We start from the raw sequence: 13711 nt of genomic DNA on the forward strand, positions 1-13711 counted from the left end.
AATGGCCCTTGCCGAGCCTTGTTTACCTGCGGTTAAGTAGCGTCGCGCGCTTCGGGACTGACCATCCCGTGACCACGCGCGCACGTCAACGGGCGGCCGGGGGGACTTGCCGCCTACCGGGGGAAGCCGGCCTCGCCATGCCGCGACGCCGCTCACAGTGAAAGCGCCCGGTCGCCCCGGCCTGCCCTCGTTCGCTGTGAAGGATGCTCTCCTTGCGGTTCAAACCGGGGCTTTTCACCTCCAGATCACGACTGTCCACCACCCTCACCACCGCCGTCACGTCGATCGCCGCGCTCGCGCTCCTCGGCGGGGTGGCCGTCCAGCCCGCCCTGGCCGTGCCGGGCGCCGGGCCGGACCCGGCGCCCGCGGCCGACTCGTACGACGGCTACGACGCCAAAGCGGCCCAACAGCTGCGCGAGGACCAGTGCATGGCCACCGAGGGCCTGCGCATGGGTGGTCCCACCATCTACGCGCTCGCGCAGGGCGCGCTCGTGCTGCCGCCGGACCAGCTCCACGCGAAGCTCAAGCGGGACATGTTCGACGACAAGACGCCGCTGCACGCGGCGTGGAACGCGGACCGGGCGCTGACCGACCAGTGGCTCGACAAGGTCCAGAAGCAGGGGAACGCGTGGTCCGGCGCCGTCGCGGGCCTGGACTCGTACCCCGGCCAGCCGAGGGATCCCGGCAAGATCTTCGACCGGACCGGGCTGCTGCCGTGGCTCTACCAGGGCTACTCCGACCCGCTCAACCTCTTCAACCCCTTCTACGACTCCTCGCCGACGGCCGACGACAAGACGAAGGCCGCCGCCCTCGCCATCGGGGACCCGCTCTACACCAACGGCGGGACCGCGCAGGAGAAGGAGGCGTGGGCGCTGTGGAAGAAGAACTCCGGGAAGATCGAGCCCAACCAGTACTTCGTGCCCCGCGTCTTCGCCGATGACGCCCGGATCTTCCTCGCCTCCGGCGGCTTCCCGCGCACGGCGCCCGCGCCGGACACGGCGGAGTTCCGGATCGCGGTCGAGGACCTGAAGGCCCGTTTCGGGGCCTGCGGCTGGCACGACCCGATCGACCCGAACAAGGTCCTCGGCAAGCAGGTGGCGCAGGCCTCCGCCGAGTGGCAGCAGGAGATCGCCGGACAGGCCGCGCAGCGGCAGCAGATCCTCACCGCCGGCAAGGACGCCACGAAGGCGCTCCAGGACGGCACGTACGCCCTCAGCATGCTCCTCGGCCAGTCCTGGCTCGCCGACTACTACACCCGCTGGCAGGACCACTGGTCGCCCGGCGGCGTCGGCTGGATCGGCAACGGCTACACCGTGATCCAGGTGCCCGGGGCGCCCGGCATGTGCCTGGACGTCCAGGGCGGCGGGAAGACCAACGGCACGCCGGTCCAGGTCCACACCTGCAACAACACCGCCGCGCAGAAGTGGACCCTGGAGGGCGGCGAGGAGGACCTCCACCTCCGCAACGTCAACTCGTTCAAGTGCCTGGACGTGGCCGGGAACGCCTCGGCCAACGGCACGAAGATCCAGATCACCGACTGCTACAGCACCAAGGGCCAGTCGTTCAAGGCGGACGTCCGCGCCGCCTCGCCGCTGAAGAGCCTCAGCACGGGCAAGTGCCTGGACCTGAGCGCCTTCACCAAGGGCACGGACGCGCGGCTGTGGGACTGCAAGGGCACCAGCGCGCAGAAGTTCCTGGTCAAGCCGACCGGCGAGACCGGCGCGGGCAGCACCTCGCAGCCGGACAAGGCGCAGTTCGAGACGGCCAAGAAGGGCCTCGCCGCCGCGCAGACCGCCGCGAAGACGCACCTCGCCACCGTCAGGGCCCAGCTGGACAAGGCCACGAAGGCCGCCGCCTCCTCCGACACGGCCGTGCAGGCCGCGTACGGCGTCGCGGACGCCGCGGGCGCGCCGCGCGGCCGGGGCCTCCTGGTCGGCCAGCAGAAGGCGCAGGTCACCAAGGGCGCCGTCGCCGCGCTGACCGCGATGGTCAAGGCCGGCGAGACCGCAGAGGCCGCCACCCGGGCCGCGGCCGCCGACAGCGCGACCATCACCGAACGCGCGGTCGCCCAGACCGCGCAGGTCAACGCAGCGTTCCGCAAGGAGGCGGCGCGCATCGCCGAACTCCAGGCGAAGGCGGCGGCCGACGGCGCCAAGCTGCACCGCGACAACGCCAAGAAGGACAAGGAGACCGCGGAGGCGAAGCTCGCCGCCGCGCTGAAGGCCGAGGGCGACGCCAAGGCGGCGGCCGCCGACGCCCACGCCAAGCGGCTCGCGGCCGAGGCCGAGGAGGCGACGGCCAAGGCGGAGAAGGACACCGCCGCCGTCAAGCAGGGCGAGGCCGCCCGGCACAAGCAGACCGCCCAGGCCGAGGCCGAGACGGCCAGGACCGCCAAGGAGAGCGCCGAGGCCGCCGAGGCGACCGCCGTCGCGCGGAAGAACGACGCGGTCAAGGCGCGCGACCACGCCCGCGACCTGCGGGACGACGCCTGGGACGCCGCGCAGAAGGCCAACGCCGCCCGCGCCAAGGCCGACGCCAAGGAGGCGTACGCCCAGGCCCACGAGGCCGACGGCAGCGCCCAGGAGTCCCGTGCGGCGGCGGACGCGGCCCACGCGTACGCCAACGACGCCGAAGCCGCCGCGGGCCGGTCCCGTACCGCAGCGGACGCCGCCACCCAGGCGGCCGCAGAGGCCGACGCCGCCGCCACCCGCGCCGAGGCCGCCGCCAAGCGCTCCCGCGCGCACTCCGACGCCGCCCAGGCCGCCAAGCTGCGGTCCGAGGCCGCCGTGCGGACCGCGACCAGCGCCGCCGCCGACGCCATCGCGGCCTCCGCGCACGCCGCCGAGGAGGCCAAGGCCTCCGTCCGGCTCGCGGACGAAGCGCAGAAGCACGCCACCACCGCCAGGAACGAGGCGGACGCGGCGAACAAGGAGGCGGCCAAGGCCCTCGCCGCCGCCGCCAAGGCGGCGGGCTTCGCCCACGTCACCGCGCAGGCCGCCGTCGACGCGGGCAAGGCCGCCGTACAGGTCGCCAAGCCCGCCAACGACGCCGTCCAGCTCGGCTCGCCGTACGTCACCACCGACGCGGCCGCCGGCCTGGTCGTCCTGACCGGGCAGGCGTCCAAGACGATCGCCGACCAGCAGAAGGCCGTCGCCGACGCCCACGCCAAGAACGCGCAGGCCGAGGCGGCCGCCGCCAAGAGCCTCGCCGACCAGGCGACCGGCGACGTGAAGATCGCCTACCAGCACGCGGCCAACGCCGCCGGACACGCGGCCACCGCCCGTACCTACTCGAAGGAGGCCCTCGGCTACGCGGCCGAAGCCGCCGCAGCCGCCGCCAAGGCCTCGCAGTCGCTGGCCCGGACGGTCGAGTACGACCGCAAGGCCGGCGAGGACGCGGCCGCCGCCGACCGGGCGGCCGGGCGCGCCGAGGGATACGCCCGGCATGCCCGCGACTCCGCCGACCAGGCCGCGCTCGACGCGCAGGCCGCCCGGGCGGCCGCCGCGGCGGCCGAGCAGTCCGCGAAGGACGCGCGCGCCGCGGCCGACCGGGCCGCCACCGCCGCCACCGAGGCCGAGGAGGCCGCCAAGGACGCCCTGGCGTACGCCCAGGAGGCCCAGCGGGCCGCCGAGGAGGCGGCACGCAAGGGGGCGAACCAGCAGGCGTCGAGCGGCGCGGGCACCGGCGTGGGCGGCACGTGGTACGTCGTCGACGAGGACAGCATCGAGATCACCGACGCCAAGCAGCACGAGCCGTGCGTGATCACGATCGGCTTCGAGGGCTGCACCACCACCTTCACCGTCACGTTCAGCGCGGTCGTCGACTTCTTCCTCTGCACCAACCCCAACGTGGTCGCCGACGCGGGCGGCTGCGCGGCACGGGACACGCTGCTCATCGAGAGCAAGCGCATCCCGGGCCTGAAGAAGGACGTCACCCGCTACTTCTCCAAGCTGGAACTGATCCAGCAGACCCTCACCTACAAGCTCATCAAGGCCGTCCTGGTGCAGGACTTCGTCGACTGCTGGCACGGCAGCGCCAGCGGCTGCGCCTGGGCCCTGAGCAACTTCGTCCCCGGCAAGGCGTTCGGGAAGGTCTTCGAGGGCCTGCGGGCCCTGGACGCCGCCATGAAGACCGGCGTCGGCGTCCGTGAGGCGTTCCGGGCGCTCAGCGCCCTCGACCTGGACCCGGCGACCCTCGCCAAGCTCAACGCCGTCGTCAACGCCCACGAGGACCTGTACACCGCCTGCAAGGTGAACAGCTTCCCCGGCACCACCCGGGTCCTGATGGCGGACGGCTCGCAGCGGCCCATCAGCCAGGTGCGCCCCGGCGACCTGGTGCGGGCCACGGACGTGGCGACCGGACGGCTGGAGAACCGGCGGGTCACCGACACCTTCGCGCACGACACCCGGCGCCTGGTCGACATCACCGTCGGCGGCGGGGGCACGCTCTCCAGCACCGCGGGCCACAAGTTCTACGTCGCGGACCAGGGCTGGACGCTCGTCTCCGAGCTGCGCGTCGGCGACCGGCTGCGCACCCCGGACGGCTCCCTGCGTCCGGTGACCGCCCTCCTGGACCGCTCGGGCATCGCCCCGCGCACGGTCCACGACCTGACGGTCGACGACCTGCACACGTTCTTCGTGGTCGCGGGCGTCACCCCGGTCCTCGTCCACAACTGCAAGCTGGCGCTTGGCTGGCAGAACAACGGCAAGCTCGACGAGTGGGCGCGGGCCAACGGCTTCACGACGCTCTCCCTCGCGACGGCGAAGACCTTCGCCCGGATGGCGGAGATGGCCATCGCCGACCCGAAGGTCGCGCTGCATGTCAACATGACCGGTCTCGACGGCCTCGGCGGCTTCATGGCGGCCGCCCAGCGCGGGCTGCGGGCCGGTGAGCACGGAGCCGCCACGGACTACGAGATGTCCATGATCGCGAGGGCGGTCTTCAACGGCCAGCGGCCGTGGAGCACGGTCCACTTCTACGCCCCGACCGGACCGAACGGCGCCATGGAGCTGAGGCCCCCGACGGACGTGCCGGACTTCTCCAAGCTCCAGGGAGACATGCCGCCGGTGAAGCCCTCGATCCTCGACCAGTGCAATTGTTGAGGCGAGGGGGGAGGCGGGCCGAGGTGACCGTGGTGAGGAGGCCGAGATGAACGCGCACGAGGGAGACCCGTACCCGGACGTGACCGGCGCGGGCGGGCTCGCGTCCGCCCTGCGGCGGGCGGCCGAGCAGCGCGGCCTCGACATCGGTCTCGCGCCCTGGGCCGAGGAGGCCACGGGCATCGAGACGACGAGGGGCTACCTGTCGGTCTTCGCCGCGGCCGGGGAGCGGCTGTTCCGGCTGCGCGTCCACATCCCCGACCACGGCTGGGACATCGGCGGCACGGAGGACCTCGGTGCGCTCGTGGAGGCGCTCGCCGCGTGGCGGGAAGGCGTGCCGCTCGGTGAACTGGAGGTGCGGTTCGGGTTCCTGGACCTCGCCGGGTACGCCGGGGCGCTCGACGCCGGGGAACCGACCGCCTCGCAGTGGAGCGGGCTCCTGTCGTCCGCGTACTACGCGGGGCAGCGCGACCTCCTGCGCCGCCTCCACGCGGACGGGGCGCTCCGGCGGGCGTACCCGACGATGACGCACCGCGCCGTCCGGCTGCGGGTCGACCCGATGGACTGGGCGAGCCGCCAGGTGATGGTGCGGGAGGAGGAGACGGGACGCCCCGAGGTCCTGCGCGTCGGGGTGCCCGGCGCGGAGGAGTGGACCGAGGTGCCGGGCGACGCCCTGACCGCGCACGTGCGCGCCGCGCTGTACGGCACGGACGGCGCGGACGGCGCGGACGGCACGGGCAACTCGGTGGGCCGGGACGGCCCGCGGGGCGCGGACGTCCCGTACGACCCGTCACTGTGACGCACCGATGAGACGGGAGCCCCGCCGGCCGAACCGGCGGGGCTTCCGTGCGTCAGGGGCCGGTCACACCCCCCGCCTGCGCCTCCTGCCCGCGCCCGGCGCCTACGCCCCCGCCAGGACCGCCCGCAGGCGCCGTATGCCCGCCTTCCACCTCTCGCCGTCCGACTCCTCCCACAGTTCGAGGAGTTCGGACGGCTCGGTGAGCACCCGGTCCAGGGCCTCGACGGCTGCCGGGCGCAGCTCCGCCGGGAGGGGCGGCAGCGGCTCCTTCGGGCCGTACGAGGGGGTGACCGGCTCGCCGCCCGGGCACTGCGCCGCGACCAGCGCCGCCGACGCGACGGCCTCCACGGCCACGTCCGCGTCCAGGTAGTCCCCGCCGGTCGCGGTCACCTCGTGGAAGGCCCTGCGCAGCACGTCCGCCTTCTTCTCGGCCGGGGCCGCGTCCACCGTGTACGAGAAGTCGGCGGCGGTGTCGCTGTCGAAGGGGCCGATGTCCCAGGTGCCCATGGTGTGCTCGCTCTCTGACGTGACCGGGTGCCTGACGTCAGCCTCGCACCCGCCACTGACAACGGACCTCGGGCGGTGTCAGCGGCCGTCGAAGAGGTGGGCCAGCGTGGTGGGTTCGAGGCCGAGGGAGTCGAAGTCGACCCGGCAGCCGGGCCCGACGGGGGACTGGGCGACGACGCCGACGCGCACGGGGCCGGTGGCAGCCAGGGCGAACTGCCGGACCAGGCGCCAGAACCGGCCGTCGTCGGAGGCGTGGAAGGCGTACCGCTCGCCCGTGCGGCTGACGCGCAGCCACAGGGCGTCCGCCGTGACCGGGCCCGCGGGGGCGTCGTCGGAGCGGCCGCGCGTCACCACCGAGTAGACGCTCGGGGTCCCGTCGGGCGCCCGCTCGAAGGTGAGTTTGGCCCAGTGGTCGTCGTCCGCCAGGACGGCGAGCCCACCGGCGTCCCAGGCGGAACGGAACCCGACCCGGAGCCGGGCCGTCAGCTGCCAGTCGCCGTCCGGCGGGGCGGTCAGGGCCAGCGCGGCGTCCCGCCGCCGCGTGCCGTCCAGCGGGTCGGTGAAGGTGTCGGTGCGGGGCCCGGCGGTGACGGTCAGGACGTCACCGTCCACGGACCACGACTCGGGCGCGGTCACCCAGTCCAGGGCGAGGGGGAGGTCGTTCGGCATGCCGCCATGATCACCGCCGCGCCCCCGGGCCCGCCACGGCATCCGGCGAGGATCCAACAGCCCGTACGGAAGTCCGAGCGACGGCCGCGGGGGCGGGGGGCGCGGGGCCGTCGGGCCGGGGGGCCGGGCTGGGCCGGGGGTCCGCGCGGGGCAGGGTCCGAGCCGGCCGGGGGTCCGGGCTGGGCCGGGGGTCCGCGCGGGGCCGGGTCCGAGCCGGCCGGGGGTCCGGGCTGGGCCGGGGGTCCGGGCTGGGCCGGGGGTCCGGGCAGGTCAGGGCCAGCCCTGCTCCCGGGCCGCGGCGGCGAGGGCCGGGTCGACGACCGTCTCGCCGCGCAGCACCCGCCGGATCGCCTCGGCCAGCTCCTCCACCGGGCCGTCCTTCACCAGGAACCCCGCCGCCCCCGCCTCCGTCGCCCGCCGCAGGTACGCGGGGCGCCCGGAGGTCGCAAGCACCAGGACCCGGCACTCCGGGACCTCCGTGCGGAGGTCGGCCGCCGCGTCCAGGCCCGAACGGCCCGGCAGCACCACGTCGAGCAGGGCCACGTCGGGGCGCGCGAGCAGCGCCGCGTCCACCACCTCGTCGCCGCGCCCGACCTGCGCCACCACCCGCAGGTCGTGCTCCATCCCGAGGAGCAGCGCCAGCGCGCCGCGCGTCGTGCCCCGGTCCTCGGCCAGCAGGACTCTGATCATGACGTCGGCTCCCACCTCGTGCGGGCCGGGGCCGCCGGGGTGAGGTCCGCGGCGGCCCGGGACCCGCCCCGCGCGGCCGGTCCCGAGTCCAGGGTGCCGCCCGCGGCCGCGGCCCGCGCGTCCGGCGTACGCGGCACCGGAGCGGGGGGAGGAGGAGGGAGGAGGAAGACGAAGGGCCCCGGGGAGACCCCAGGGCCCTTCGTCCGGCAACGCCTCAGCGCGACTGCGCCTCGGGCTCGCGGCGGTGGCGGCCGTGCGGCGACGCCGAGGAGCACGACTCCTCGGCCGACGCGGCCTTCCCGCGGTGCTTGCCGGAGCCGTTCGACTGCTGCGTGTCCGTCCTGCTGTCCGACATGGTGGAACTCTCCCCGTTGATCTCTCTGGTCGGTACTGCGGCCCGAGAGTCTAACCAGCGGGCTTACGGTCCGTCAGAGGTGCCTGCTGCAACGGCACGGGCCGGCACACCCGGGGCTCCTCGACGACGACCACCGGCGCGGGCTCGGGCTCCGGGGGCGGCTCGACCGCGGCGAGCCCGCACGGCGCCTCCGCGGTCGCGTACGGCAGCCGCAGCACCCCGTCCGCCGTCCACAGACCCGTACCGGCGAGCCAGCCCGTGGGCGCGGCCACCTGGCCCATCCGGCGCGACGACGGCTGCCAGGTGCCCACCCAGCTGCCGCCCGCCGCGTCGATCCGCAGCGCCACCCCGCAGCTCTCCGGCATCAGCACCTGCCCCGGCTGGACGGCGAAGGGCGTCACCGCCGCGTCGTCGAGCCGCAGGCACTCCGGGAACCGCACCGGCAGCAGGCTCCCGAGGACGCCCCAGCCGAGCCGGTCGTGCCCCGGCGACGGCGCGTCCGAGCGGATCAGGAGCAGCCCGCTGTCCGGGTCCGCGAGCAGCAGCCGGTCGTCGCTCTCCTCGGTGATCTGCAGCAGGGGCGTGACCTCGCCGCCGCGCTCCAGGTCGATCGCCACGGCCTTCACCGGCCCGTCGCCGAGCCGCCGGTCCAGGGCGAGCATCCGGCCGGTGCGGTCCAGCCACACCCCGCCGGAACAGCGGCCCCTGACCTCCGCGACCTGCTCGGGCCCGAAGGCGCCGCCCGCCACGAGCCACAGCGTCGTCGTCTCGGGGCCGACGCACATCGCGTACGCGCAGATGCCGTCGGGCGAGGGCGGCAGCAGCACCAGGGCCTCGGAGCCGGGCGCGTCCACGGCGCCGAGCCGGAGCTCGCCGGTGGCGGGCCCGGTGGGGTACAGCAGCGAGAACGTGTGGCGCCGCCCGTCCACCCGACGGGCGACGAGGACCCGGCCGTCGGCGAGGGGCAGCAGCTGGGTGCCGCGCTCCTCGGGCTGGCCGAGGGGGAGCGGCACGGCGTACGGCTCGGGACCGTCGAGGGTCCACCGCTCCACGTACAGGGCGTCCCCGACGCCCGCGAGCCTGGCCGCGTACGCGCCGTTGGCCGTGATCGTGAACGCGCCGCCCGGCCGCCCGACGTCGCCGCCGCGGTCTCCGGCGCGGTCGTCGTCCTCGGCCGTGGTCTCGATGGCACACGCTGTCATCGACTCGTCACCTCCGGCCACGAAGCTAGTTTTCGCACTTCCTGCCGAACAACACGAGCAGGGTCACTTCACACATAAGGGTGGCCGTCCGGTGATTCGACTGAGGGGAAGGGGCCGGTTGTGCTGAAGGTGATCGAGGTAAGTAAGGTAAGGCGAGCCTAAGCGGATCCTGTGGCTCCGCCGCCCGGCCCGTCGGACGCGCCCGTCCGGCACCGTCGGACGCGTTGTCCGGCACCGCCGGACGTGCTGTCCCGCACCGCCGGGCGCGTTGTCCGGCCCCGCCGGGCACGTCGCCCTGACCCGCCGTCACCCGGCACCCGTCGTACGCCCAGAGGAGTCCTCCATGTCCCTCCGCCGCCGTCGCCCTCGCCGCCGCGCTCTCCCTCGCGGCCTGCGGAGGCGGCGACGAGGCCGCGTCCTCCCCGAAGGACGACACCTCGAAGAAGAAGGACGTCGCCACCGGCGGCAAGGACTTCGGTGACGCGGCCGCGAAGACGGCGGCCATGGGCACGGACGCCGAGCCCGGACAGTTCCCCCGCACCCTCACCCACGCCCTCGGCACCACCGAGCTGAAGGCCGCCCCCAAGCGGGTCGTCGTCCTCGACGTCGGCGAGCTCGACAACGTCGTCTCCCTCGGCGTCCAGCCCGTCGGCTACGCCCCCTCCGAGGGCGACGACGGCATCCCCGGCTACCTGAAGAAGGACGCGGGCGCGCCGAAGTCCGTCGGCACCATCAACAACCTCAACCTGGAGGCCATCGCCAACCTCCAGCCCGACCTCATCCTCGGCAGCCAGCTGCGCGCCGCCGACAAGTACGACGAGCTGTCGAAGATCGCGCCGACCGTCTTCTCCATCCGCCCGGGCTTCACCTGGAAGGAGAACTACCTCCTCAACGCCGCCGCGCTCGACAGGACCCCCGAGGCGAAGGCGAAACTCGCCGCGTACGAGACCAAGGCGAAGCAGCTCGGCACGGACATCGGCCCGGACAAGCCGACCGTCTCCATGGTCCGCTACCTCCCCGGCAAGATCCGCCTCTACGCGCGGGCCTCCTTCATCGGCACGATTCTGGAGGACGCCGGCCTGCCCCGGCCGAAGAACCAGCAGATCAACGAGCTGGCCGCCGAGATCAGCCCCGAGAAGATCGACGAGGCCGACGCCGACTGGATCTTCACCGGCGTCTACGGCGACGCCAAGGCCACCAAGAAGGACGCCGCCCAGGGCAACCCGCTCTGGAAGAACCTCAAGGCCGTCAAGGCCGGCCAGGCCAAGGACGTCCCGGACGAGACCTGGTACCTCGGCCTCGGCGTGACCGCCGCCAACAGCGTCCTCGACGACCTGCGCGCCGACCTGGTCAAGTAAGGCGCGATCGTCCACAGGCCAGGACGGCCGGCCGCCGGGGGTTGTCCACAGGCCAGGACGGCGGGGCGCGCAGGACAGGTAGCCTTTCCTCCGTGCCCCGTCTGTCTGAAGTCATCGCCGCGCTCGACGCCCTCTGGCCGCCGGAGCGGGCCGAGTCGTGGGACGCCGTCGGCACCGTCTGCGGCGACCCCGACGCCGAGGTCGGCCGCGTCCTCTTCGCCGTCGACCCCGTCCAGGAGATCGCCGACGAGGCGATCGCCCTCGGCGCCGACCTGATCGTCACCCACCACCCGCTCTACCTGCGCGGTACGACGACGGTCGCGGCCGGCCACTTCAAGGGCCGGGTCGTGCACACGCTCATCAAGCACGACATCGCCCTGCACGTCGCGCACACCAACGCCGACACGGCCGACCCCGGCGTCTCCGACGCCCTCGCCGGAGCGCTCGGCCTGCGGGTCACCGGCCCCCTCGTCCCCGAGAACAACCTCGGCCGGATCTGCGAGCTCGACCACCCCGAGACCCTCGCCGACTTCGCCGCCCGCGCCGCCGCCCGGCTCCCCGCCACCGCGCAGGGCGTCCGGGTCGCCGGCGACCCGGACGCGACCGTCCGCCGCGTCGCCGTCAGCGGCGGCTCCGGCGACAGCCTCTTCGACGCCGTCCGCGCGGCCGGTGTGGACGCCTTCCTCACCGCCGACCTGCGCCACCACCCCGTCTCCGAGGCCACCCAGCACTCCCCGCTCGGGCTCGTCGACGCCGCCCACTGGGCCACCGAATGGCCCTGGTGCGAGCAGGCCGCCGCCCAGCTCGACGAGATCTCCGACCGCCACGGCTGGGACCTCCGCGTCCACGTCTCGAAGACGGTCACCGACCCCTGGTCCTCCCACCACACCTCTCCTGGAGCCCCCAACTGAACGCCGCGCCCGCCGACCAGATCCGACTCCTCGACGTCCAGGCCCTGGACGTACGACTCCAGCAGCTCGCCCACAAGCGCAGGGCGCTGCCCGAGCACGCCGAGATCGAGGCGCTGACCAAGGACCTCACCCAGCTGCGCGACCTGCTCGTCGCCGCGCAGACCGAGGAGAGCGACTGCGCCCGCGAGCAGACCAAGGCCGAGCAGGACGTCGACCAGGTCCGCCAGCGCGCCGCCCGCGACCAGCAGCGGCTCGACTCCGGAGCCGTGGCCTCCCCCAAGGACCTGGAGAGCCTCCAGCGCGAGATCACCTCGCTCGCCAAGCGCCAGGGCGACCTGGAGGAGATCGTCCTGGAGGTCATGGAGCGCCGCGAGTCCGCGCAGGAGCGGGTCACCGAGCTGACCGGCCGCGTGGAGGCCGTCCAGGCCAAGGTCGACGACGCCACCGCGCGCCGCGACGCCGCCCAGGCCGAGCTCGACACGGAGTCCGCCTCCGTCGTCAAGGAGCGCGAACTCGTCGCCGGGTCCGTCCCGGCCGACCTGCTGAAGCTGTACGAGAAGCTGCGCGAGCAGCAGGGCGGCGTCGGCGCGGCCCGCCTCTACCAGCGCACGTGCGAGGGCTGCCGCATCGAGCTCAACATCACCGAGCTCAACGAGGTGCGGGCCGCCGCCAAGGACGCGGTCGTGCGCTGCGAGAACTGCCGCCGGATCCTGGTGCGCACGGCGGAGTCCGGCCTGTAATGCGGGAGCTCGTGGTCGAGGCGGACGGCGGCTCCCGGGGCAACCCGGGCCCCGCCGGATACGGCGCGGTCGTCCTCGACCCCGAGTCGGGGGAGCCCCTCGCGGAGGCCGCCGAGTACATCGGCGTGGCGACGAACAACGTCGCCGAGTACAAGGGCCTCATCGCGGGCCTCCGCGCGGCCCTCGCCCTCGACCCCGACGCGTGCGTGCGGGTCCGGATGGACTCCAAGCTGGTCGTCGAGCAGATGTCCGGCCGCTGGAAGATCAAGCACCCCGACATGAAGCCGCTGGCGGCGGAGGCGGGCCGGGTCTTCCCCGCGGGCCGCGTCCGCTACGAGTGGATCCCGCGCGAGCGCAACAAGCACGCCGACCGCCTCGCCAACGAGGCGATGGACGCGGGCAAGCTCGGCCGCGCCTGGGAGCCGTCCGCGTCGACGGCCGCCCTGGACGCCTCGGCCGCCCGCAACGCCGCCACCCCGCCGCCTCCCTCGGCCCCGCCCGGCGACGCGACCGCGGGCGCGGCCCGCGCCCGCCAGGCCCTCAGGGCGGGGACCGCGGGAGCCCCCGGTGCCGGGGAGCGGGCCGCCGCGTACGTCGAGGCAGAGGGCGACTTCGAGGCGGAGGCCGGCGCCGCCGCCGTCGTCGGGCACGAGGCGCGGGGGGCGCAGGCCGCACCCGTCGCCGCCGTGCCTGCCGTCGCCGTCGCGCCCGCGCCCGCGCAGGGGTGGGCGCGGCCCGACATGGGGGCGCCGGCGACGTTCGTGCTGCTGCGTCACGGGGAGACCGCGCTGACGCCCGAGAAGCGGTTCTCCGGGAGCGGCGGGACCGATCCCGAGCTGTCGGCGGCCGGGTTGCGGCAGGCCGAGGCCGTCGCCGCCGCGCTCGCCGCGCGCGGCACCATCCAGGAGATCGTCAGCTCGCCGCTGACCCGCTGCCGCCAGACCGCCGCGGCCGTCGCCGCCCGCCTCGGCCTCGACGTCCGCGTCGAGCGGGGGCTGCGCGAGACGGACTTCGGCGCCTGGGAGGGGCTGACCTTCGCCGAGGTGCGGGAGCGCCACCCTGAGGACCTCGACGCCTGGCTGGCCTCCCCGAAGGCCGAGCCGACCGGTGGCGGCGAGAGCTTCGCGGCCGTGGCGCGCCGGGTCGCCGCGACCCGGGACCGGCTCGCCGCCGCGTACGCGGGCCGCACGGTCCTGCTCGTCACCCACGTGACCCCGATCAAGACCCTGGTGCGGCTCGCCCTCGGCGCCCCGCCGGAGTCGCTGTTCAAGATGGAGCTGTCGGCGGCCTCCCTCTCGGCGGTCGCCTACTACGCGGACGGCAACGCCTCCGTCCGCCTCCTCAACGACACCTCGCACCTTCGCTGACCGCGCTCGGAGCG

9 protein-coding genes and 2 pseudogenes are annotated in these 13711 nt (G+C 74.6%); 6 read left to right on the plus strand and 5 right to left on the minus strand.

Features of this window, described 5'->3' with window-relative positions; translation table 11 throughout:
- Nucleotides 1-212 precede the first annotated feature (212 nt).
- Together ACWDVG_RS19330 and ACWDVG_RS19335 are read left to right on the plus strand one after the other, a co-directional pair.
- A complete protein-coding gene (locus ACWDVG_RS19330; RefSeq protein ID WP_451700479.1) occupies nucleotides 213-5102 on the plus strand; it encodes a ricin-type beta-trefoil lectin domain protein in 4890 nt (1629 codons plus the stop codon).
- A gap of 46 nt (nucleotides 5103-5148) precedes the next feature.
- A complete protein-coding gene (locus tag ACWDVG_RS19335; protein ID WP_451700480.1) occupies nucleotides 5149-5898 on the plus strand; it encodes a hypothetical protein in 750 nt (249 codons plus the stop codon).
- A 102-nt stretch (nucleotides 5899-6000) separates the two neighbouring features.
- Here the strand turns inward: ACWDVG_RS19335 and ACWDVG_RS19340 are convergent, their stop codons facing one another.
- The 5 genes and pseudogenes from ACWDVG_RS19340 to ACWDVG_RS19360 all read right to left on the minus strand — a co-directional run bounded on the left by ACWDVG_RS19340 (nucleotide 6001) and on the right by ACWDVG_RS19360 (nucleotide 9321).
- Complete coding sequence (locus ACWDVG_RS19340; RefSeq protein ID WP_451700481.1) at nucleotides 6001-6405, minus strand: DUF4259 domain-containing protein; 405 nt, start codon at nucleotides 6403-6405, stop codon at nucleotides 6001-6003.
- A gap of 78 nt (nucleotides 6406-6483) precedes the next feature.
- The gene (locus ACWDVG_RS19345) at nucleotides 6484-7074 is read right to left on the minus strand and encodes a DUF1349 domain-containing protein (RefSeq protein ID WP_451700482.1); all 591 of its coding nucleotides are present in this window, start codon (nucleotides 7072-7074) and stop codon (nucleotides 6484-6486) included.
- 279 nt (nucleotides 7075-7353) lie between these two features.
- Nucleotides 7354-7764, minus strand: a pseudogene (locus ACWDVG_RS19350) (response regulator); the annotation flags it as partial.
- 214 nt (nucleotides 7765-7978) lie between these two features.
- On the minus strand, nucleotides 7979-8119 hold the full coding sequence (locus tag ACWDVG_RS19355; protein ID WP_451700483.1) for a hypothetical protein: 141 nt from the start codon (nucleotides 8117-8119) through the stop codon (nucleotides 7979-7981).
- A 50-nt stretch (nucleotides 8120-8169) separates the two neighbouring features.
- Nucleotides 8170-9321 carry a hypothetical protein gene (locus ACWDVG_RS19360; RefSeq protein ID WP_451700484.1) on the minus strand — a complete coding sequence of 384 codons (1152 nt, stop codon included), beginning with the start codon at nucleotides 9319-9321 and terminating at the stop codon, nucleotides 8170-8172.
- 356 nt (nucleotides 9322-9677) lie between these two features.
- On the opposite strand from ACWDVG_RS19360, the pseudogene ACWDVG_RS19365 reads away from it, so the two are divergent.
- The 4 genes and pseudogenes from ACWDVG_RS19365 to ACWDVG_RS19380 all read left to right on the plus strand — a co-directional run.
- Nucleotides 9678-10679, plus strand: a pseudogene (locus ACWDVG_RS19365) (ABC transporter substrate-binding protein); the annotation flags it as partial.
- A gap of 92 nt (nucleotides 10680-10771) precedes the next feature.
- On the plus strand, nucleotides 10772-11590 hold the full coding sequence (locus tag ACWDVG_RS19370) for a Nif3-like dinuclear metal center hexameric protein (RefSeq protein WP_451700485.1): 819 nt from the start codon (nucleotides 10772-10774) through the stop codon (nucleotides 11588-11590).
- Complete coding sequence (locus ACWDVG_RS19375; RefSeq protein WP_451700538.1) at nucleotides 11587-12330, plus strand: zinc ribbon domain-containing protein; 744 nt, start codon at nucleotides 11587-11589, stop codon at nucleotides 12328-12330. Before ACWDVG_RS19370 ends, ACWDVG_RS19375 begins: the two co-directional genes overlap by 4 nt.
- Nucleotides 12330-13697, plus strand: coding sequence for a bifunctional RNase H/acid phosphatase (locus ACWDVG_RS19380; protein ID WP_451700486.1), 1368 nt, complete (start codon nucleotides 12330-12332; stop codon nucleotides 13695-13697). The genes ACWDVG_RS19375 and ACWDVG_RS19380 overlap by 1 nt, the downstream gene beginning before the upstream one ends.
- The last annotated feature ends 14 nt before the right edge of the window (nucleotides 13698-13711 follow it).

This window comes from Streptomyces sp. NPDC003327, from assembly GCF_053589515.1.

Excerpts from the sequence above, each read along its gene's own strand:
- ACWDVG_RS19335 (WP_451700480.1), top strand. The coding sequence starts at position 5,149 with ATGAACGCGCACGAGGGAGACCCGTACCCGGACGTGACCGGCGCGGGC.
- ACWDVG_RS19340 (WP_451700481.1), bottom strand. The coding sequence starts at position 6,405 with ATGGGCACCTGGGACATCGGCCCCTTCGACAGCGACACCGCCGCCGAC.
- ACWDVG_RS19345 (WP_451700482.1), bottom strand. The coding sequence starts at position 7,074 with ATGCCGAACGACCTCCCCCTCGCCCTGGACTGGGTGACCGCGCCCGAG.
- ACWDVG_RS19355 (WP_451700483.1), bottom strand. The coding sequence starts at position 8,119 with ATGTCGGACAGCAGGACGGACACGCAGCAGTCGAACGGCTCCGGCAAG.
- ACWDVG_RS19360 (WP_451700484.1), bottom strand. The coding sequence starts at position 9,321 with ATGACAGCGTGTGCCATCGAGACCACGGCCGAGGACGACGACCGCGCC.
- ACWDVG_RS19380 (WP_451700486.1), top strand. The coding sequence starts at position 12,330 with ATGCGGGAGCTCGTGGTCGAGGCGGACGGCGGCTCCCGGGGCAACCCG.